At 36.7% G+C, this 24,062-nt stretch carries 13 protein-coding genes; all 13 read right to left on the reverse strand.

Features of this window, described 5'->3' with window-relative positions; all coding sequences use genetic code 11:
• Positions 1-29: 29 nt before the first annotated feature.
• The gene (gene sov / locus ACKXGU_RS06745; RefSeq protein WP_463467287.1) at positions 30-7,241 is read right to left on the reverse strand and encodes a T9SS outer membrane translocon Sov/SprA; all 7,212 of its coding nucleotides are present in this window, start codon (positions 7,239-7,241) and stop codon (positions 30-32) included.
• Positions 7,242-7,247: 6 nt separating this feature from the next.
• A complete protein-coding gene (gene ruvA, locus ACKXGU_RS06750; RefSeq protein ID WP_463467288.1) occupies positions 7,248-7,829 on the reverse strand; it encodes a Holliday junction branch migration protein RuvA in 582 nt (193 codons plus the stop codon).
• A 58-nt stretch (positions 7,830-7,887) separates the two neighbouring features.
• Positions 7,888-10,191, reverse strand: a complete 2,304-nt coding sequence (locus ACKXGU_RS06755; RefSeq protein WP_463467289.1) for an NADP-dependent malic enzyme — start codon at positions 10,189-10,191, stop codon at positions 7,888-7,890.
• 51 nt (positions 10,192-10,242) lie between these two features.
• A complete protein-coding gene (gene queG / locus ACKXGU_RS06760; protein WP_463467290.1) occupies positions 10,243-11,169 on the reverse strand; it encodes a tRNA epoxyqueuosine(34) reductase QueG in 927 nt (308 codons plus the stop codon).
• A complete protein-coding gene (locus ACKXGU_RS06765) occupies positions 11,169-12,500 on the reverse strand; it encodes a cytochrome P450 (protein WP_463467291.1) in 1,332 nt (443 codons plus the stop codon). The genes queG and ACKXGU_RS06765 overlap by 1 nt, the downstream gene beginning before the upstream one ends.
• Positions 12,500-13,522 (reverse strand): Holliday junction branch migration DNA helicase RuvB, encoded by a 1,023-nt coding sequence (ruvB, locus tag ACKXGU_RS06770; protein WP_463467292.1) that lies wholly within the window; start codon positions 13,520-13,522, stop codon positions 12,500-12,502. The genes ACKXGU_RS06765 and ruvB overlap by 1 nt, the downstream gene beginning before the upstream one ends.
• Positions 13,523-13,593: 71 nt before the next feature.
• On the reverse strand, positions 13,594-15,387 hold the full coding sequence (locus ACKXGU_RS06775; RefSeq protein ID WP_463467293.1) for a cytochrome c oxidase subunit I: 1,794 nt from the start codon (positions 15,385-15,387) through the stop codon (positions 13,594-13,596).
• Positions 15,388-15,421: 34 nt separating this feature from the next.
• Positions 15,422-16,489: a cytochrome c oxidase subunit II gene (locus ACKXGU_RS06780; RefSeq protein WP_463467294.1), complete on the reverse strand. Its 1,068-nt coding sequence runs from the start codon at positions 16,487-16,489 to the stop codon at positions 15,422-15,424.
• A 26-nt stretch (positions 16,490-16,515) separates the two neighbouring features.
• A complete protein-coding gene (locus ACKXGU_RS06785; protein ID WP_463467295.1) occupies positions 16,516-17,889 on the reverse strand; it encodes a quinol:cytochrome C oxidoreductase in 1,374 nt (457 codons plus the stop codon).
• Between the two features lie 24 nt (positions 17,890-17,913).
• Positions 17,914-18,471, reverse strand: a complete 558-nt coding sequence (locus ACKXGU_RS06790) for a c-type cytochrome (RefSeq protein WP_165780079.1) — start codon at positions 18,469-18,471, stop codon at positions 17,914-17,916.
• A gap of 6 nt (positions 18,472-18,477) precedes the next feature.
• Positions 18,478-19,011, reverse strand: a complete 534-nt coding sequence (locus ACKXGU_RS06795) for a DUF3341 domain-containing protein (RefSeq protein ID WP_463467296.1) — start codon at positions 19,009-19,011, stop codon at positions 18,478-18,480.
• A gap of 8 nt (positions 19,012-19,019) precedes the next feature.
• On the reverse strand, positions 19,020-20,750 hold the full coding sequence (gene nrfD, locus ACKXGU_RS06800) for an NrfD/PsrC family molybdoenzyme membrane anchor subunit (RefSeq protein WP_463467297.1): 1,731 nt from the start codon (positions 20,748-20,750) through the stop codon (positions 19,020-19,022).
• A gap of 31 nt (positions 20,751-20,781) precedes the next feature.
• Positions 20,782-24,051: a TAT-variant-translocated molybdopterin oxidoreductase gene (locus tag ACKXGU_RS06805; protein WP_463467298.1), complete on the reverse strand. Its 3,270-nt coding sequence runs from the start codon at positions 24,049-24,051 to the stop codon at positions 20,782-20,784.
• Between the last annotated feature and the right edge of the window lie 11 nt (positions 24,052-24,062).

The raw sequence follows: 24,062 nt of genomic DNA on the forward strand, positions 1-24,062 counted from the left end.
TTCGGCTTCTAAAATCAAACAAATAGTTTTTAATTACCGAAATTATATCGCAATGTTATACCTGAACGAATAGTAGTTTGCGGAAAGGCAGTAGAAATAGCATACTCCGAAAATGCATAATCAAAATAGAAAATACCTGTAAGGTGTTTACTAAAAGCATAATCGGCTGTGAATTTGGCAGACCAGATAGTTTGTCCTGAAGTAATCTGGTTATTATCTAAATCCAAATACCTGATTATGGTCTTATTTTCTCGAACAGAAACATCTGCTTTCATATTCAAATCACTTACAATCATTCGTCGTGGACCTGCCAATTTTGATTTTATCCTAACATCCTTTACTCTATAACCAAGTCCTAATATATACTCATTGCCTTGTATTTCAGTCATGAGATTATTATCAAAGCTCAATGACAATAGCCTATCCTTTTTCATTTCGGCCAATATCTTAATAGAGTTGTTCATTTCCATATCTAATCTGAAAAGCGGTGTAAACATTTCAGCTAGGTTAATGTTGCTGTATATTGTTTTATTTTTAAAGTTACCACTTTGGTCAACTTCGGTAGGATTGTCTGGGTCATAATCTAAATTAGATCGGAATTGGTTAATGGTATAGTTTGAGCGATACCCATGAATTATGGAAAATCGCTTGAATCTATCCTTAAACCATTTAAAATTCATTAACCCTGTATACTTCAAATCCCAGTTTGGAATGGGCACATCCCTAAAGGCACTTAATGATACTTTTCCGGCATCTTGACCTGAATATGCAGAAAGGAAAGCTGGCAATAATACCGATTGGCTATTTTTTCCAAATCCTACAGGGTAGCCTTCTGCATCTATTGGGAAGGCTGTAGTACCATAAAACTCTTCAGCCAACCTATTGGCAACGGTAATTCGATTATTTCGGAACTCATTAAATGCTTGTGATTGGGTCTCATCACTTTTGCTAAATGCTGTTTTAATTAAAATGGTTGAAATATTGAAATTACCGAATGAATTAGGTGTCAGGGATTCGTACTCTAATTCATCCCCCAAATCATTTACACGATAATTTTCAGTATAGTTTTCGGCATAAATTCTGTTTCCTACCAAGTCAATCTTTAAATCCTTAAAGGGTTCAACAGTAGCTGTATAATCAAATTGTCGCGTTTTATTCACACGATACTGGTCGTTAAACTCAGGATAAAGTGTTAGCCAACCTCTTCTAGCAGCCATATTCCTTACATCTTGCTGACTACCAAATGTAAAACCAGTGGTCGGCTTTAAAGTCCCTATAAAACCAGGGGTTTGCAAATAACCTGGCAAGTATGTTCCATTCGTTTCAGAATAGTTGAATGTCATACGCTTAACACTAGTTAAAATACCTATTCCCGCATTCAATAATTTTGTACCACCACTATTGGATACTTTTTTTGGAGGTTTCTTCCCATCTTTAGAATCCTCTCCATCTTTAGATGAAGGTGGCTCAGCCTTACTATCTCTGCTTATTGGACCTGACGTTCGACTTCGTCTAACAGGTTTCTTTTTCAATCCTATATAATTATAGAATTTGTTCATGTTGAGCGTTGAATTCAAGGTATGTTGATTGGCATTGGAAATAGTATTACCCAAGTCATACGTTTGTCCATCAATTTCTAAATCACCAAATAAATCAGAACCCTTTTGCCACTGAAATTCACCACTGTATGAATAATTGGCATCTATGAAGGCAAATGTTGGAATTTTATTTAATGGTATTTGATAGTTAACTCCTAATTGCTGGTATTGGGTATTAGGATCTCCAAAATCGAACATACCATCCCAAATATCCAACTCTGGATCCTGCTCACCATTGAGGATATCATTCTTAAAGTAATTCCTAACAATATTGACATTTGAAGCCGTAAAGTTCAAACTCAAGGAATTTGTTAGATTGTAATTAATGGTATAACCAAAATCAAAGGTGTAATTTCTTCTAAACAATTCTTCTAGTCCAATATTATTGCCAGACAAATCTATTTCCCTGAATTTTTGTTTGTTGAACTGTCGGTTGATATTCGTATTGACCACAAAACTTGCAGGCAATGGATTGATATTAAAATCTTTTAGTAATTTCCAATACTTCCCTGTAAACAGTGAATCATTTTTCTTAAATGGTTCGATGACCAATGGGTTAAAGTTATAGGCATAGTTAACTCCTGTACTCAAGTTTTTATCAACTGAACTCTCAATTTCAAAATCACGATGTTCAACTTTATTGTAGGAATAATTAAAGGTGAAATTTTCCACATCATAAAAGCGTGGTTTAGCTTCACCTGTCCTCACTTTTCTAACGCCAATAAAGTTTATACTCTTTCGCTTGGTATAATTTTCATTGACATTTAAAATAGAATCCTGATTGGCATTATTATCCAATTGGGTTTGCAATTCAATGTCCCTGTAGAACTCATCAAATTTTGGTGTAATCTTATCTTCACTAACACCATAATTAAAAGGTACTTCTACTCCCCACTTTTTTGGTAATAACTGCCCTAAATTAACATTAGTAACCACATCGTACTGTACCACATCTTCAATGCTTCTCTCAATAGGCCCTTGTTCTATGGTTCCAAACCCTGAAGTACTTTGCCTTCCAGTGACACTTAAACTAGCAAAATCGGCTATATTGGAATCCATACTCAAGATAGCAGCCCAACCGCCTTTGTTTTCCATATCGGATAAACGCAACTCGTTAAACCATAAAACCCCACATTGATTAACATTGGATCGGTTTTTAACACCAACCATCAAGGTTCTTATATCTCCAAAATTGGGATTACCTACAATAGCCACACGATGATAGGCATCACCAGTTCCAATTCCTGCAGGTATTGGATCATATTCTAAAACAGGTGTCTCGCCAACTTCCTCCCTGACAACATCATAAAATGTAGGATCCGGATTACTAATATTTCCTGAAGCAATTGATTTTGCTTTTATTTCCTGAAGTACTTTTAACGGTAAATTTATTTGGTTGTCTTCAGGCCATAATGCTTCACGAGATAACCCTTGGGAAACTTTTAAAGGCACTTCAATTTGATAGTAATTTTGCGTTAAATCGTTACCCATTCTGATAAAACCTACCAAATCATCATCTGTTAAACCTGGTGTGTTACCTGGCTCGGCATGCATAAACATACGTAAACGCTTATATTGACGCATATCAACATTGATATTCTTGAAGACCGCACGACCATCATGAGATTCCAAATCACAAACATTTACCAATAAAGACTGTTCGTTTTGTCTAATAACTGTGTTGTTGTTGAATAATTCTTCTGGATCAACTCCCGGTGGTGATTGATAACTACCATCGTTTTTCAATGTACTGATAACACCAACCGAAAATTCAGTATTATCTAACGACGGGTCACCTTCATCCTCGTCTAAAGTTTGTGTATAACGTCTCCATTCACTCCTTACTAAATCTAGTGTTCCAAAACGGAAAACCGTTTTTTCTGAAAACTCCTTGACATACATACGGGCAAAACGAATAGATCGTAAGTCTGTGATACCGCCTTCAGCATTGGTATATTCTGTAACTGGAATTCTGAATTGATACCAAACTGGTGTCACAGTTTGACCATTGGGAAGGCTTCTAATTTGTGTGTTTTTAATATCAACAATATACGGGTTGTTGATATTCAAGGTAGCAGGTGATAGTTCCAGTTCATATTCAAAATAACTGTCAATCGTATTCATCGTATTATCTCGGTTGACATCCTCAACATCCGGTTGCGGATTTGATCCTCGGTTTGTATCCGAAAAAGTATCCGGTGAATTTCCTTGAACCCCATTATAACGTTTGTAACGATCAAATATATCTCCTTCTGAATTCAAGAAATAGGTATAATTATCATTTGCCGGATCATTTAATGAAGCAAAGGGCAAAAACTTGGTGCGCTCTTCATTATCATCATAACCATCATATCCAACATCCTGATTAGTACGTTCATCTCCTGTTGTATCAAAGGCATAAATCAACGATTGGTTTTGAGGGTAAACAGTTCCCCATGATGGTGATTCTGGAAGTACGCCAATAACATTACCATCAGCCGGTAAACCGTTTTCATATAGCTTTCTACCATCTTTAATAATATCTTCAGAAATGTTTCCAAGGTTAAATACTAATTTTCCCCCTGTGTTAGTGGTGTTTTCCTGAAAAGGATCTTGCAGCCAAAATTCAATATACTCCACATTAGCCTGCTCAAAATCGGTAGAGGTTATTTGTCGCGTTATACCAGCCCAACTATCCTCAGGATTTGTAAGCGTGTTGGTATTGATATCGATGTTAGTAGTTTGAAAATTGTAAGGCCCTCTTTCTTCAGGATAGAATGCCAGATCCAACGTGTTGAGAATGGTTGTTTGCCCTTGAGCAATATCCTGTTGCGGGAAGAGTTCATTTATAAAAACACGGCTAGTAAATAAATCGGAAATATCATCATCACTGATACCATCTGGCGCTCTATTGCTATAAAAAATGGGATCTATGAAATACCAGTTCAACATGGCTCTGTTAAACCCTTGTTCAATACCGTTCTGATCATCGTCATTGTTATTAATCCCTCTAGGTCTACTGGATAAAAACCATGACTGAGGCGATTTAAGGTCGATATTATTTTGGGTTCCTTCAAAATCATCAACGTAGGAAGTTGCCTCACCCTGAAAGTCTGTTCCTTTGGGTGAGCCTGGTGCTAAATATGCAAACTCTCCCCTTAATGACACATTTGAGGGGACATCCGTATCAATATTAGGAAGCTTATTAACCATCCGAGTTAAAAATGGAACTTCGGTTGAGTAATTTCCATTAAAACCAAAAATATGGTTGTTAATAGGTTCTTGAGCGTAATTGGCTTTTTGGGTAATAGGTCTTTCATTTAAGTGCAACCATGTACCACCTATTACAAAATTTTCATTGAACTTATGCTCCACATTAACACCTGTAAATCGTTTTGTTTGTTGACCAAAAACAGCATTGTTTTCAGTAGATACCTGAATTGGTGTATTAGAAGCTTTAAGGGCTTCGTCTAAAATCTGAACAGTTCCTTGCTGGTAATTCACGGTATAATCTATCCCTTCAACCAATGTTCTACCACCAGCTGTTACGGTTACTGACCCTCTGGGGACATTAAATGCCCCAATAGGAATTCCGTCGCTCCCTGAAGACTTGTAGCGTCCTTTAATTTTAAACTTATTTTTATCGGCTTCTTCTAGTGCGGCTGTTTTAGTTTCTTTATATAATATATCATAGACATATTTTGCCTGATTATCATTATAGGTGGCATTATTGTTATAATCCTCACTACCCAATGCCAAAGTATTGAACAGATATTCACCAAACGGTTCGGCCTTTGTAAAGATTATTTTTCCATTTTGTGGAAATACCGTAATACCTGGTACAAAATCAAAAAATCCATCACCATTGGCTTGAGGGTCATTATTGAAATTCAATCTATCTAAATTGAACAATCGTAATAATGTAGTTTCCTGAATTGGATTTCCTTCAAATGTAGGAAAAGACGTTCCTTCAACGGGTGATATAAAATTTAATGGTGACGCTTCATTGTAGAAAATATTTAATTTAAAGTCTTCTTGACTCAACTGATACGCTCCAGTATCATAAATATTTTTCATCATTAAGTCCCAAATAGGTTGCTGTACATTGGTCACTGGACTCTTTAATAATTTTAAAACCAAACTATTGTTTGTTATGGTTGTAATGGTTCCAGAAGTATCAACACCTGTTGGATCAACTCCACCATTCGCAAACTCACCTACTTGAAATACTTGACCACCAACAGTATATTGAAAGGCGACAGCAATTACCTCATCATTTAGCAATCGTTGATTTAAAGAGATATAACCTAACTGGGTATTAACTGTGTATTCCTGCCCTTCAATTAATTTTCTGGCATTCTCCAGTTTCGCGTAGTCAGATCCTTCGTTGACCCTATTTGATAAAGCTCCAAAACCTTGTTGTGCAGTAGCAATGTCTCTAATTAAATTGTTTAATATTGAACCCGTTCCTATAGCTGTCGGATCATAATCATTATTCCCGTTGTCTGGAAAGGCATTAGGCCCTGCATTTAAAAATCCTGGTGGTATTGGTTGTAAATAGATGTCATTGTCAACAGGGTCTGGATTAGATTCACCTAAATCTTGAATAGCAACAACATTTCTAACATTTTCCGTTCTGTTGGTTCTATTGGTTACCCAAACTTCAATTCTTGTTATTTGAACATTGGTATTTATAAATGGATAGTTGGCCAATGCTTCATCGTAGTGATCTCTAAAATAATGCGCTAAAAAGAAGTGTCGGTTTTCGTCATAGTCACGAGCAAAAAACTCAAATTCCTCAAGTGTCCCTCCGCCTTGAGATACGACCGTTCTTCGATCCGAACGTTGCTCTGAAAATACACCGGTAATAGTGGTTCTACCAAATTGCAACTGTGTTTTCACACCAAATAAACTCTGTGCTCCCGTAATTAAAGAACTATTTAGTGGCATACTGACATTACCCACTTCAATTTTTTGAATAATATCATCTTCCGTAGGTGTATACTCTAACCTAATCAGGTTTTGGAAATCGAAAGTGGACTCCGTATCATAGTTTGCAGTAACCTGTAATCGCGTACCAACTTTACCCAATAAACTTAAACTGATTCTTTGATCAAAATCGAAAGTAAAACTACTTCTGTTTCTTGGTGAAAATGCCGGGTTGTCTTGTTTGGTGTATAGTATACCCAAATCCATTTCAACCGACCCCTGTGGAATAACTTCAATGGTATTACTCCCAAAAATGGTTTCAAAAAACCCTGAATTGATATAAAATTCCGGGAGAAGATTTCTCTGTTCCTCTTCGGCTCCTTCCTTTTTTCCATCCAAAGCATCAATTTGTTGCTTATAATAAGATTGAATGCTTTCTTGTAAAATTAAATCTTCATATTCTTCCCTGGTCAGAATAATTGGATAGTTAATATTGAAACTACCTACTGTTTCCGTATAAATATATCTATCGGTTATAGGGTCGTAAGTATATTTCGATTCTATACTGTTAGGGTTGGGCATTTGCATATTGCCCAGATTAAAACCAGTAACCGTAGCTGTTGAGTCTTGCTCTACAGGTTCTTGGGAAAAAGCAAATACCGTGCACAATAGTGCAACAATGGAGACTAAACGGTTTTTATGTGATATAAATATACTTGAGTTGGTTGTATTCAAAATCAATTATAAATTTTTTAGCGCTTGCTTTATAATAGTTTCTACATCAGCATTTGGATCTTGTGACAAAATCTTATCGACAACACGTTCCGATTGTTTTTTCAAAAAGCCCAAAACTTCTAATGCTGATAACGCCTCATCTTTATTTGTATTGCTTTCTTGGGCAGAATTTTCATCAATATCGTAGACTTTCAAAATTTTATCTTTCAAATCCAAAATTACTCGTTGAGCGGTTTTAGCTCCAATTCCCTTAATGGATTGTATCAATGCCACATCTCCAACAGCGATACCTTCCCTAACCTGTTTGGGTGTCAAAGACGACAACATGGTTCTTGCAGTACTGGCACCAACACCACTAACCGATATTAAAAGTCTAAAAATGTCCCTTTCAGAAGTCGTTGTAAAGCCGAAAAGCGTATGGGAATCTTCTTTAACCTGTAAATGCGTAAAGAGTTTCAGGTTTTCCTGGTCAGGAATTTGAGAAAATGTATGTAAAGAAATATTTAATTGATAGCCAACTCCACCACAATCAATAATAACATTCGTTGGTTTTTTTTCGACAAGTTTTCCTTGAATATGTGAAATCATTAAATAGGAATCTATTACCTCTCAAATGTAATAAAATTATTTACAAAACAAAGTTGTTTTATTTGACAGTTAAGCCTTTTAACTCCAATTCCTTTTTTTCTTTCTGTTGCGCATCAATCACAGCAATGGCAGTCATATTAACGATCTCATCAACACTAGCATCCAGTTGTAAAATATGCACCGGTTTTCGCATACCCATCATGATTGGGCCAATGGAGTCAGCTTTGTTCAACTCCTTGAGCAATTTATAGGTAATGTTAGCCGATTCCAAATTAGGAAATATCAGTGTATTGACCTTTTTACCTGCCAATTTCGAAAACGGAAAAATATCCTGAAGCATCTCACTATTCAATGCAAAGTCCGTTTGAAGTTCGCCATCAACCAATAAGTTCGGATGTCTTTTATGCAAATAGGCAACTGCCTCACCAACTTTTGTGGCTGTTTGATTTTTTGACGACCCAAAATTGGAATATGAAATCATAGCCATTACAGGTTCCATACCAAACATTTTGACGACTCCTGCTGTCATTTGAGCAATCTTGGTTAGATCACTTGCCGAAGGATTAATATTGATAGACGTATCACTTAAAAACATGGGGCCACGTTGGGTCATCATAACATTCGTAGTCGCTACTCGTGTTGAGCCAGGTGCCAGACCAATTAATTCTAGCATGGGTTTTACTACTGAAGGATAACTGCGAGAGTAACCTGAAATCATTGCATCGGCATCACCTTCATTAACCATCATAGCCGCAAAGTAATTACGTTCACGCATTATTTTTTCAGCAGAATATTGCGTAACACCTTTTCTTTTACGTTGTTCCCAATAAACTTTAGCATATTTATTCTTCCTAACCTCCTCTTCATCAGCTTTTGGATCAATTATGGGGACATCGGCGTCAAATTCTATTTCTTCTTTTAGTTTTTCTATGGTATCCCGTCTACCCAATAAAATTGGAAATGCAATTCCTTCGTCATATGCTATTTGAGCTGCTTTTAATACATCTAAATGGTCCGCTTCAGCATAGACTACACGTTTTGGATTTGTTTTGGCCCGATTAAGTAATAGGCGAACAATTTTATTGTCGGAACCTGAACGTTCCAATAATTCATCTTCATATTTCTGCCAATCTGTTATGGGTTGTTTGGCAACCCCACTTTCCATAGCAGCTTTTGCAACTGCTGGAGGAACTTGAGCAATTAATCTTGGGTCAAATGGCTTCGGAATGATGTAATCCGTACCGAAAGTCAAGCGCGTTTCTCCATAGGCAATATTTACTTGTTCAGGCACAGGTTCTTTAGCTAATTCTGCTAAAGCACGAACTGCCGCCATTTTCATTTCCTCATTAATTTTAGTGGCACGAACATCTAATGCACCTCTAAAAATAAATGGAAAACCAAGTACATTATTTACTTGATTAGGATGATCACTTCTTCCTGTAGCCATAATAATATCGTCACGTGTATCGATTGCCAAATCATAAGCGATCTCCGGATCCGGGTTTGACATGGCAAATACAATAGGGTTAGCTGACATGGATTTTAGCATTTCAGGAGAGACTATATTGGCCGTAGACAATCCGATAAATACATCGGCATTTTCCATGGCTTGCTCAAGTGTGTCAATTTTTCTATGTGTAGCAAACTCTGCTTTTTCTTTAGTCAGGTTTTCTCGGTCCTGCCTGATAACTCCTTTACTATCCAACATCACCATATTCTCACGTACCGCACCACAAGCCTGGTATAATCTCGAACAAGAAATGGCTGCGGCTCCTGCTCCACTAATCACAATCTTCACCTCGTCAATTTTCTTTTCAGCTAATTCCAATGCGTTAATCAATGCAGCAGCAGAAATTATAGCTGTGCCATGCTGATCATCATGCATCACCGGAATATCCAACTCTTCCTTTAAACGACGTTCAATCTCAAACGCCTCTGGAGCTTTGATATCCTCAAGGTTAATACCTCCAAATGTTGGTGCGATATTTTTAACGGTGGCAATGAATTCTTCAATGTTTTCCGTATCAACCTCTATGTCAAAAACATCAATATCTGCAAATATTTTGAATAACAAACCTTTACCTTCCATAACAGGTTTCGAGGCTTCAGGACCAATATTCCCCAACCCTAAAACAGCTGTTCCGTTTGATATTACAGCAACTAGATTGCCTTTTGTGGTATACTTATATACGTTGTTTTTATCTTTCTCAATTTCTAGGCATGGTTCTGCCACACCAGGGGAATATGCTAGGGATAAATCTCTTTGACTTGCATATTTTTTGGTAGGAACTACTTTTATCTTTCCAGGCGTTGGTTTAGCATGATAGACCAAGGCTTCTCTTCTTCTGCTCTGTTTGCTCATAAATAGTTTTTTATCTGACTTACAAATGTACTAAACCTATAGCTTAAATAACTATTGTTTTAAGAAATTGATATTTCTTTTCAAACCAGAGAATTTGGTTCGTTTTACGGCTGATTTTTTGAATACTTTTTTGAATGTCTCTTCGGTAATTTCCTCCCAATCCTGTTTGGTCATCTCTAAAAGCTCTGGATGTGGATTGAACAACGGCTCTTGATGTGGTTTAGAAAAACGATTCCAAGGACAAACATCTTGACACACATCACATCCAAACATCCAATTATCCATTTGACCTTTAAATGCTGTCGGTATATTATCTTTTAACTCAATGGTTAAATAAGAAATACATTTACTACCGTCTACCACATAAGGTTGTATAATGGCTTCTGTTGGGCACGCATCAATGCAGGCCGTACATGTGCCACAATGGTTGGTAGTTGGTAAATCATAATCTAATTCCAAATCCACAATCAATTCCGCAATAAAATAAAATGACCCTACCTGCTGCGTTAACAAATTACTATGTTTCCCTATCCAACCTAAACCACTTTTGGCAGCCCAGGCTTTATCTAAAACTGGTGCCGAGTCCACAAAGGCGCGTCCAGATACTTCGCCAATTTCTTCTTGAATAAATTGCAATAACGCTTTCAATTTATCTTTAATCACAAAATGATAATCGGTTCCATAAGCATATTGGCTTATTTTTGGTGCCAATTCATCGTTCTGCTTTTCAGGATTATAATAATTGAGCAATAGCGAAATGACACTTTTGGAACCTTCAACCAACTTTGTTGGATTCAGGCGTTTATCAAAATGATTTTCCATATATCCCATTTCTCCATGCATGTTGTCTTTCAACCATTTTTCAAGTCTGGGTGCTTCTTCTTCTAAAAACCCTGCTTTACTAATACCACAAGACAAAAAACCGAGGCGTTTGGCTTCAGCTTTTATCTTATGGGTATATTGCGATTTAAAATCCATCAGTCTTCTAGCCTTAAGGTCAACCCAACTGGTTTTAATGTTATCAATGGATTAACTTGTATGTTTCTTGTAGTTGTGGAAATCTTATAGTTCTTTAAAATTTCAAATACAGTCAAGACCATTTCATACATAGCAAAGTTGTTTCCTATACACAATCGAGGTCCAGCTCCAAATGGCATGTAATAATCTGCTTTCATAAGTTCTGGTTTTTCAATAAACCGTTCTGGACTAAATTCATTCGGGTTTTCCCAATATTCTGAATTTCGATGTAACTCATAGATTGAAACACCAATCATAGTACCTTTTTTAATGTAATAATCCCCAAGTTGTATATCATTAATTGCAACGCGATCGGTAATCCATGCTGGCGGATACAACCGTAAACTCTCATTAATACAAGCAGAGACGTAATTTAAACTTGTAATTACCTCTAATGGATCATTAGTTTTTAATGCTACTTCCGCTACTTCCCTTTTTGCTTTTTCTAAAATACTTTTATGTTGAGCCAATAAGGTTAAGGTAAAGGTCAATGCGTTGGCCGTAGTTTCATGACCTGCAACAAACAAAATTAATATCTCATCTATTAATTGCGTATTCGTCATCGATGATCCATCTTCATATTGAGCGTCCAATAACATTTGAAGCAAATCATCATGAGTTTGATCTGAAGCTCTTCGTTGATTAATTATAGCTTCAATAATATCTCGACTCTCTTTAACCAGTCCCTTATGATATCTCATTTTTCCAGACACATAAAATCCTAATTTTTTATAAGGTTGTCGTATTTCAGTAGTTATAAATTTTTGAAGGTTTTCAATAATAAATTGTAGCCGTTTTAAGGTTTCCTTTTCAGCAGAAAAATTGAAAAGGGATTTTGCAACGACTTCAAAAGCCAACTCATTCATTATTGGATAAAGCTCCAATTCTTCGTTTGGCTTTATTTTTTTTATTTGATCCTTTATAGCTGAATCAATTACTGAAACAAGATTTTTAATCTTTTCTTTATGAAAACCCGGTTGAATTAACCGTCTTTGTTGCAACCAATAATCGCCGCTAGATGTTAGTAGTCCATAACCAATATATTTTGAAAGAAATTGTGTTTGGATTTTTGATTTATGAAAATCCTTATGCTTTTTTTGAAGCATTTGACTGGCCACATCCTTATTACATGAAATAATGACGGCATCTTGAAAAAATGGTCTTACATAAAAGGAATTGTTATTCTGCTTGAGCCATTTATTTTGAAACGGAATAGGATTTTTGGCAATTTTAGAAGAATTAAGTATAAACTTATAAAACGGAATTTTATTTGGATACTGATATTCCGGCATTAGAATAATCCTCCTTGAATAGGCCCCTTAGTTTTACCTAGGTGTCTATAAGCTTGTTCCGTTACTTCTCTTCCACGAGGTGTTCTCATAATAAAACCTTGTTGAATTAAAAAAGGTTCATAAACTTCTTCTATGGTTTCGGCACTTTCACTAACGGCTGTGGCCAAAGTGGTAATTCCTACTGGACCTCCTTTAAATTTATCAATGATTGTTGATAGAATTTTATTGTCCATTTCATCCAATCCATGAGCATCCACATTCAACGCCTCAAGGGCAAAACGAGCAATTTTAATATCAATATTGCCATCACCTTTTATCTGCGCAAAATCACGCACTCTTCTTAAAAGGGCATTGGCTATACGTGGTGTCCCCCGACTTCTTCCTGCTATTTCAACGGCAGCTTCCATAGTAATGGGCACCTGTAAAATGGAGGCACTACGTTGTACAATAGTTGTTAACAATTCAGTATTATAATATTGAAGTCTGCTTTGAATACCAAATCGTGCACGCATGGGAGCGGTAAGCAATCCTGAACGCGTGGTAGCTCCTACTAATGTAAAGGGGTTTAAATTGATTTGAACCGTTCTGGCGTTAGGTCCAGATTCAATCATGATATCAATTTTATAATCCTCCATGGCCGAGTATAAATATTCTTCAACTATGGGACTCAATCGATGGATTTCATCAATAAACAGCACATCACGATCTTCCAGATTGGTAAGTAACCCAGCCAAATCTCCAGGTTTATCCAAGACTGGACCTGAAGTTACTTTAATACCAACATTCAATTCGCTCGCTAGAATATGAGCCAAGGTTGTTTTTCCTAGTCCAGGAGGGCCATGGAATAAGGTATGATCTAAAGCTTCTTCTCGACCATTTGCGGCTTGAACAAAAATTTGAAGATTTTCCAACACCTGATCCTGACCCGTAAAATCATCAAAAGTTAAGGGCCTTAATCTTTTTTCTACATCAAGTTCTTCTGATGAAAAATGTTCGTTAGTTGGATTGAGATTCTCGTTCATATAACACAAATATAAACAAAAAGCCTTTCTAAATCAGAAAGGCCTTGTTAGTATTATTAAGTTGTCACTTACTAATGATGCAACTCTTCTTCGCCATCTTTTAAAGGCACATTTTGAGGTACAAAATCATCATCGTGACCTGGTTTATTATAATCATATGACCAACGGTAAACATGAGGAATTTCTCCTTCCCAGTTTCCGTGAATATGTTTTACTGGAGCAGTCCATTCAAGAGTAGTTGATCTCCATGGATTCTGAACTGTTTTCTCTCCAAAGAAAATACTGCTAAAGAAGTTGTATAAGTATACCAATTGGAATACACCTCCAACCAATGCAAAAACTGTAATGATTACATTCACATCAGCTAAATCATCAAACAATGGGAAATTGGAGTTCGTATAATAACGTCTCGGTAATCCTGCCATACCAATAAAGTGCATTGGGAAGAAAACACCGTAAGCACAAACGGCCGTTACCCAAAAATGGATATAACCCAAACGTTTATTCAACATACGACCAAACATTTTAGGGAACCAATGGTAAATACCAGCAAACATTCCATATAGTGCCGAAATACCCATTACCAAATGGAAGTGAGCCACTACGAAATACGTATCATGCACATTGATATCTAAAGCACTATCTCCTAAAATAATACCAGTAAGACCACCTGTGATAAACGTTGAAACAAATCCAATTGAGAATAGCATAGCCGGGTTCATTTGGAGATTTCCTTTCCAAATGGTTGTAATCCAGTTAAAGGCTTTTACCGCTGAAGGGATTGCAATCAATAATGTTGTAAATGTAAAGACTGACCCCAAGAATGGGTTCATTCCCGAAATAAACATGTGGTGACCCCAAACAATGGTTGATAGAAAAGCAATGGCCAAAATAGACATAATCATGGCGCGATAACCAAAAATAGGTTTTCTTGAACTAGAGGCCATAATTTCAGAAACTAATCCCATAGCCGGTAGAATAACAATATATACCTCTGGGTGACCTAAAAACCAAAATAAGTGTTCAAATAATACTGGTGAACCACCTTGGTAATGCAATACCTCTCCTTGAATAAATATATCCGATAAAAAGAAAGATGTACCAAAACTTCTATCCATTATCAACAATAATGCAGCAGACAATAACACTGGGAAAGATACCACACCAATAATTGCTGTGATGAAAAATGCCCAGATTGTTAATGGTAAGCGAGTCATTGACATCCCTTTAGTACGCAAGTTAATAACGGTAACTATGTAGTTCAATGATCCTAATAAGGATGATGCAATAAAGATAGCCATAGATACTAACCATAATGTCATACCCATACCTGATCCACCTTGTGCCATTGGCAATGCTGAAAGCGGTGGGTAGATAGTCCAACCAGCTGCAGCAGGTCCTGCTTCAACAAATAAAGAGATAACCATGACCACACTAGAAAGGAAGAATAACCAATAAGATACCATGTTCAAAAATCCAGATGCCATATCTCTAGCTCCAATTTGCAATGGAATCAACAGGTTACTAAATGTACCACTTAATCCAGCCGTCAATACAAAGAATACCATGATAGTACCATGGATAGTTACTAAAGCTAAATAAATATCAGCATCCATAACACCATCAGGTGCCCATTTGCCCAACAATGCCTCAAACAATACATTAGGCTCTTCTGGCCATGCAATTTGCATACGAAACATTAAAGACATTAATACACCTATAACACCCATAATAGTACCTGTAATAAGATACTGCTTGGCAATCATCTTATGATCCTGACTAAAAATGTATTTAGTTACGAATGTTTCTTTATGATGATGTCCGTGATCGTCTTCGTGTGCGTGAGTATCTGCGTGTGTTGACATAATCTTCTATATACTTTTAAAAACTGTTTTTAAATTACTTTAATAAAGAATCTTTAAATTCTTTTTGTTCAGCCATCCAAGCGTCATATTCTTCTTGAGTCTCAACAATTATTTTCATTTGCATGTTGTAATGTGATTTTCCACAAATTTTATTACAAAGCAATAAATAATCAAACTCATAGCGTTCTAATTCTCCCTCTCCTTTGGCAACTAATTCCTTACTTTTCTCAACTCTGATTCTGTTGATATTAGCAACTTTATCAATCATTTGAGGTGTTTGTCTCATTTCAGCAGTCGTTACTGTTGGTGTAAATCCAAACTGTGTAATCATACCAGGAACACAGTTCATTTGTGCTCTAAAATGTGGCATGTAAGCCGAGTGTAACACATCTTGAGAACGCATTTTGAATAATACTGGTCTACCAACTGGTAAGTGAAGTTCGGTTGTGATAACATCATCTTGAGCATTAGGATCCGATTCATCCAATCCTAAAATGTTGGCGTTATCAATATTGATTAAACGCACATTTGCTTGTCCCAATGTATTGTCTTTACCTGCATAGCGCGCTTTCCAGTTAAATTGTTGTGCATATAACTCCACAACCAATGGATCATCATCTTCATTGACATTCATGATGGTATTCCAGGTAAACAGACCGTAAATGATTAATCCAGCCAAAACTATTACTGGAATGATAGTCCAAATGGCTTCTAATGTATTGTTATCTGCAAAATATAAGGCTTTCTTACCTTCTTCACCTCTATATTTAAATGCAAAATAATGCAATAGATATTGGGTAATAGTCTGTACAATAAAAATGATGACCATAGAGATAATCATTAAATTATCGATTCCTGGTCCATGTTCAGATGCCGAATTTGACATTAATGGCAAATCACCCCACTTGACCATACAAACTATAGTAATGGCATAAATAAAGATTAGGAAACCAATCATTAAATAACCATTCAAACGGTTATCATGATCATTGGCCACTTGGTTATTTGATACACCAACCTGTGCCAAATCAAATATCTTGACCATTTGCCAAATTGCAATAGCTATAAAAAGTACTATTATAATGGATAAAAAAGCTGTCATTGTCTTTTCTCTACTTTAATTAAATATTAATAATGAAAGTGTTCACTCTCTTTAATAAATGGATTCCCTTTAGCTAATAATGGATGTTTAGATAGTGCTGTAAACACTATAAATATGAACAACCCAGCAAAGAACATGATTGAACTTATTTCAGGGATACCAATAAACCATCTGTCTCCCACTGTAGCCGGCATAATCATATTGAAAACGTCAATGTAGTGACCACATAATATAACAATACCTGCCATTACCACAAACCAAGGAATACGCTTGTAATCACTATTCATAAGCACCAATAATGGGAATACGAAGTTCATGACCACCATGCCTAGGAACGGTAATTTATAATCTGCAAAACGCGTTACAAAATAAGTTACCTCTTCTGGGATGTTTGAATACCAAATAAGCATGAATTGTGAGAACCAAAGGTAAGTCCAGAAAATACTGATAGCAAACATGAATTTCGCTAAATCATGCAAGTGACTGTCATTTACAAATGGTAATAAATCTTTTGATTTTAAATACATGGTAATCATCGCAATAACGGTAATACCACTTACAAACATGCTGGCAAATACATACCAACCAAATAAGGTACTAAACCAGTGCGGGTCAACACTCATAATCCAATCCCAAGACATCATAGACTCGGTATAGATATAGAACACTAAAAATCCAGCAGCGATTCTAAATGATTTTTTGAAGTTTCGATTATCATTCACATCAGCTTTATCTTGAGCCAATGAGAACTTCCGTGCAAAGTGTCTATATAAACTCCATCCAGCAATAAAGATTAATCCTCGAATGATAAAACCAGTCATATTTAAAAATCCTGATTTTCCTTGGATTAATTTATCATGTTCAACCACTTCAGGATCCATCCAAACAAAAATATTATAATGCCCAATCGTACCAGAAGCAACAGCTATACCCAACACAATTAGCGCACCTGGCAACACATAAGCTGTAATAGCTTCCATAATTCTGAACAGTACTGGTGACCAACCTGCTTGCGCTGCAAACTGAATGGCATAAAACGCTAAAACACCCAATGCAATCATAAAGAAAAAGAATGCTGCTACGTACACAGCAGACCATGGTCTGTTGGCTATCTGGTGTTGCACGTGCTCAACATGTTTCGTATGCTCATCTACATGTTCTTCAGTTGAATCAGCATGACCTTCCACATGAGCAGCTTCAGCATCATGTGCATCATGGCTGGTTCCATGCGCAGCTTCTTCACCATGACCTCCTCCGTGATGGGAAGCCTCTTCTGTCAAGATGGTTTCCACCTCTTCAAAAGATTTGTGAGATGTCATAAAACCATATCCCACACCAAGCGCTCCAATAATCATTAGGGCTATAGAAACGGTCTTTAATTTATTCGAGAATGTGTACATATCTATATATAAACTTTATCGTTCTTATTTTTCTAATTTAGCTTTTAGATCCATAACGTAAGCCACAACCTGCCAACGCTCTTGTTCATTCAATTGATTGGCATAGGAACCCATGGCATTTTTACCATAATAAATAGTGTGGTATACACTGCCTTCGGTAATAGCCCTTCCCACATCATCATAACTTGGGATACCTAAAATTTTCTCACGCTTGACTAAATTACCTTGACCATCACCTTTATTACCATGACAAATACCACAATAAATATCATAAAGTTCTTTCCCTTTAGCCAGATCAACCTGCATTGAATCAAGAGGACTCATTAAATTTTCTTTTGCAAAATTGTAGCCGTCAGTTGTATTTTCAATATCAAAAGGTTTGAAACCTCTTGGAATACTTCCCTCTGCAGGTAACTGTCCTTCTTTACCGTTTTTAAATGCATCCGATTCAGCATAAGTTTCATAACCAACTGGTTCGTACATGTTTGGCATGAATTGATAATTCGGTCTAGAATCCTTTTTACAGGAAACCACCACAATCAATACTAATGCTACAAGTGTTATTTTAAATAAGCTTTTCATAATATACTAGTGCGCTTCTTTTTCAACTATATTTAATTCTACAGCTCCGGTTTCTTTCAATAAACTTTCCAATTCCTTTTCATTTCCATGAATAGCAATTTCCATCAAGAAATGATCATCAGTTGTTCTTTTATCAGGATTTTCAGCTTTTTTAAATGGCCACATTCTACTACGTAAATAAAAAGTGATTACCATTAAATGCGCTGCGAAGAATACCGTTAACTCAAACATAATAGGCACGAAAGCTGGCATATTCTCCAAGTAGCTAAAGCTAGGCTTTCCACCGATATTTTGAGGCCAGTCTTCAATCATGATGAAATTCATCATTGTAATAGCAACCGTTAAACCAATGCAACCATAGATAAATGATGCAATAGCTATTCGTGTTGGTTCCAAGCCCATTGCCTTGTCCAATCCATGAACAGGAAAAGGTGTGTAAACTTCTTCTATATGATGTTTTTCTGCTTTAACTCGTTTAACAGCAGACATTAATACATCGTCATCTGTATAAATAGCGTGAATTACTTTTGAAGCTTCCATATGCTACTTTAGTTTAATAAATTTTTAGCTTGTCCTGACCAATCATCACGTTCTGCCCTTCCTGGGAACAAACCGGTAATTTCATCCAACAAATCATATTCTTTTTTAGTCATTTTACTTACTTGTAAGAAAGTATAAATGCCAATGCTATTTAGTGCTTCTTCCATTTTAGGACCAACACCATTTATTTTCTTTAAATCATCAGCTGATTGCGATTCTGAATCAAAAGAACCAATACTTGATAATAAATTATTGATTTTATCAGAATGATCAACCGTTAGATGTGATTCAGCTGTTTCTTTTGGTAATTTTAAAACAGAAGTTCTAGCATCTGCTCCAGTACCAACCAAACTTTCACCTCTTTCTCTGATATTCTTATAACGTTGTCCAGAAGATTTCAAAATAGTTTTAACCTCTGCTTGTGCAATTACAGGGAATGTTCTAGCATACAATAGGAATAACACAAAGAAGAATCCAATCGTTCCAATGAAAATTCCAATATCAACAAACGTTGGTGAGAACATAGTCCAAGAAGATGGTAGGTAATCACGGTGTAAAGACGTTACGATAATTACAAATCGCTCAAACCACATACCAATATTTACTACAATTGAGATAAAGAATGAGAACATGATACTCGTACGTAATTTTTTGAACCACATAAACTGTGGTGAAAATACGTTACAGCTCATCATAGCCCAATACGCCCACCAGTAAGGTCCAGTTGCTCTGTTTAAGAAGGCATATTGTTCGTATTCAACTCCAGAATACCAAGCAATAAACAACTCCGTAATATAGGCCACACCAACTATTGAACCTGTAATCATGATGACTATGTTCATTAATTCAATGTGTTGAACCGTAATATAATCTTCAAGGCTACACACTTTTCTCATAATAATAAGAAGCGTGTTTACCATAGCAAATCCAGAGAAAATCGCACCAGCAACGAAGTAAGGCGGGAATATAGTGGTATGCCATCCTGGAATTACCGACGTTGCGAAGTCAAACGATACAATAGTATGTACAGAAAGTACTAAAGGCGTTGCTAAACCAGCAAGTACCAAAGATACTTCTTCAAAACGTTGCCAATCTTTCGCACGACCTGTCCATCCGAAGCTCAATAAAGAATATATTTTCTTTTGGAATGGTTTCACAGCTCTATCACGAATCATTGCAAAATCAGGTAATAATCCTGTCCACCAGAATACTAACGATACTGATAAATACGTAGAAATCGCAAAAACGTCCCAAAGTAATGGCGAGTTAAAGTTCACCCATAGCGATCCAAATTGGTTTGGAATTGGTAACACCCAATATCCTAACCATGGACGACCCATGTGAATAATTGGGAACAAACCAGCCTGAACTACCGAGAATATTGTCATGGCCTCCGCAGAACGGTTAATTGCCATTCTCCATTTCTGACGGAACAGTAATAGTACTGCAGAAATCAGTGTTCCTGCGTGACCAATACCAACCCACCAAACGAAGTTAGTAATATCCCAAGCCCAACCTACGGTTTTATTTAAACCCCAAGTTCCGATACCTGTTGAAATTGTATAGATAATACAGCCTATTCCCCAAAGGAATGCTACAAGACTTATAGAAAATACAATCCACCAAGATTTATTTGCTTTACCTTCAACAGGTGCTGCTACATCCACTGATACATCGTGGTATGATTTTTCGCCTGTAACTAAAGGTCTTCTAATAGGTGCTTCGTAATGAGACGCCATAATCCTTTTATAATTGTTTCTTAATTAATGTTTATGCTTCAGTTGTATTTCTCACTTTAGTTTGGTACATCACGTTTGGTTTTGTTCCAACGTGCTCCAATAAGTGGTACATACGGTTATCTTCTTTAAGGTGAGCCACCTTACTTTCTTTATCATTGATATCTCCAAATGTCATAGCGCCACTGCTACATGCAGCAGAACATGCTGTTTGGAATTCACCATCCTTAATTTGACGTCCATCACGCTTGGCATCTAAAATGGTCTTTTGTGTCATTTGGATACACATAGAACATTTTTCCATCACACCACGTGAACGAACAGTTACATCTGGATTCAATACCATACGACCTAAATCATCATTCATGTGGTAATCAAACTCATCGTTTTGAGCGTATAAGAACCAGTTGAAACGACGTACTTTATAAGGACAGTTGTTTGCACAGTATCTCGTACCTACACAACGGTTATAAGCCATGTGGTTTTGACCTTGACGACCATGTGATGTTGCCGCTACTGGACAAACTGTTTCACAAGGTGCATGATTACAATGCTGACACATAACTGGTTGAAAAGCTACTTGTGGATTTTCAGAAGCGTGCTCCATTTCGCCAAACTCGCTCAATGAACTGCTTAAACCAGAAATATTGTCTTTTTTGGCATTATCACCTTCAAAAGACTCTTCAGAAGAATAATACCTGTCAATACGCAACCAGTGCATATCACGACTACGACGAACTTCTTCTTTACCTACAACAGGTACGTTGTTTTCAGCGTGACAAGCAATCACACAGGCACCACAACCTGTACAAGCATTCAAATCAATTGAAAGGTTGAAATGATGACCGATAGAGCGATCAAATTCATCCCAAAGATCAACATCTGGAGATGTTACTGGCGTTTCTTCATGATTTAAAGAAACAACAGGAATCGCATTCCAGTATTTTTTATCTTTAGTATTGAAAATTTCTAATGAGGTTTCCTTGATAATATCACCACGACCCATTAAGGTATTATGCAACTGAACACAAGCAAATTCATGCATTCCAGAAGCAGGTTCAACTTTTACATTTTGAACATTATTAGAATCGTGATATAAGGTGTAGGCGTTAACGCCTGTTTTCATTTCGTCTTTTAATCCTGCAGAACGACCATATCCAAAGGATAGACCAACAGTTCCATTAGCCTGACCTGGCTGAATAAGAACAGGAACGTTATTTAAAGTCGTTCCATTGACAGTAACGTTAGCATAACTACCATCTAAAGCACCTGTTGCTACATGAACATTCTTAAGTCCAATTCTATCTGCATCTGCTTTAGAAACCGTTAAGTAGTTATCCCAAGATACTCTTGAAATTGGATCTGGAAACTCCTGCAACCATGGGTTGTTTGCTTGTTGGCCATCACCCATTCCTGTTTTGGTGTATAACACCAATTCCATATCAGAACCCGATGTGTTAGCCAAAGCTCTGGCAGCCGCTCCAGCGGACACCGCATTCATAGTAACCGACCCATCTGCAGAACCTCCTGTTGAAACAGTCTCTGAAGTAGTTGTTGTGACATATTCATCTTTGTCTTCTTCAGCAATACCTAATCCAACAGCCGCATCATGAATAATGCCTCCTACTAATGTTCTATCTTTTTTCTCTTTTAATTCCGTTGAAGTGGTTTCGATAGTTTCAGTCGTACTGGTTGAAGCACCTCCAAAGTAAACACTACCTTTAACAAAAACACCATCATGTAATGCTTTGTTAAAAGACGATCCACCCAATACACTGGTATTCCAAGTTTCTTTTAAGTAACTATGATAGTTAGAATTATTACCATTCCAAACCAATAATGCTTCTTGAAATTGTCTTGTGTCAAATAATGGACGAATTGTTGGTTGCGTCAAAGCAAAATGCCCTTTCTTCATTTCAACATCACCCCAAGATTCCAAATAATGTGGTGCTGCAGCTATGTATTGACATTTTGAAGATGTCTCATCGGACTTCATTGAAAATGCAACAGACAATTCAGTTTTAGCTAAACCTGATTCAAATTCCGAGGCATTAGACAAAGTATACATTGGATTCACACCACTCATGATAATAGCACCAACCTTACCTGCATTCATATCTGCAATTAAAGTTTGAACCGCTTTATCATTTCCTTGTCTGGTTTTTATAGGTGTACTAGGGTCAAATGCCTGACTTCCCAAGTGCTCATTGATTGCAAATACAACCGTTTGCGCATTGACATCTTGAATACCTGTAACCACTACAGCTTTTCCTTTTGCTGCTTTAAGTTCAGAAGCTGCTTTACTTACAGCCTCTGCTATATGTTCTGGTAATTCTACAGATACCGAACCACCAACTACTTCGCTATATAATTTTGCTAAAGCCAACTTTTGCTGACTAGCTGTCATAGGCACACGCTTATCAGCATTAGCACCCGTTAATGACATATTAGATTCAAACTGAATATGACGAGACATTTTACCATGATCTGGCACCCGATTTTTAGCATAGTCAGAATCAAATCCGCCACCTTGCCAATCACCTAAAAAGTCTGCACCTACAGAAACAATTGTCATCGCTTTAGAGAAATCATAATTGGCTAAACCACGCTCTCCGTAATTAGCTTGATAGGCATCTAAAGCCGCTGATTCAGAAACCGCATCATAAACCACATGACTCACATTGCCATATTTAGCTTTGAATTCAGCAACCAATTTTGAAGTCGAAGGGCTGGCAAAGGTTTGTGTCAATAACACAATTTGCTTTCCTGAACCACTCAATCTGTTCAATTCTTTGGTAGTTTCCGTATCAAAATTGCTCCAAGAAATTGGACTACCGTCCTTCATTGGACCTTGTACTCTCAAACTATCATACAAACCAAGAACCGATGCATTCACTCTGGCATTTGCACTACCATTGGTAGCAGCCATAGCATTGTTCTCAATTTTAATTGGACGACCTTCACGGGTTTTCACTAAAACACTTGCAAAATCATACCCATCTGCAATTGTGGTTGCATAATAATTGGCTACACCTGGAATAATCTCCTCTGGCTGCACAACATATGGTATAGATTTAATAACTGGCCCTTCACAGGCAGCTAAAGAAGCTGCAGCTGTACTAAAACCAACATATTTTAAGAAATCACGACGGGTTGTTTTCGAGTCACTTAATGATTCTTTATTCCCTAAAAACTCATCAGTAGGAATCTCTTGAACAAATTCGTTTTGTTTCAGCGTCTCAACAATAGAGCTATTCTCGTTTAGCTCTTCAACACTTTTCCAGTATTTCTTGTTTGATGACATATTATATAATT

Source organism: Hanstruepera sp. CR43 (assembly GCF_055227665.1).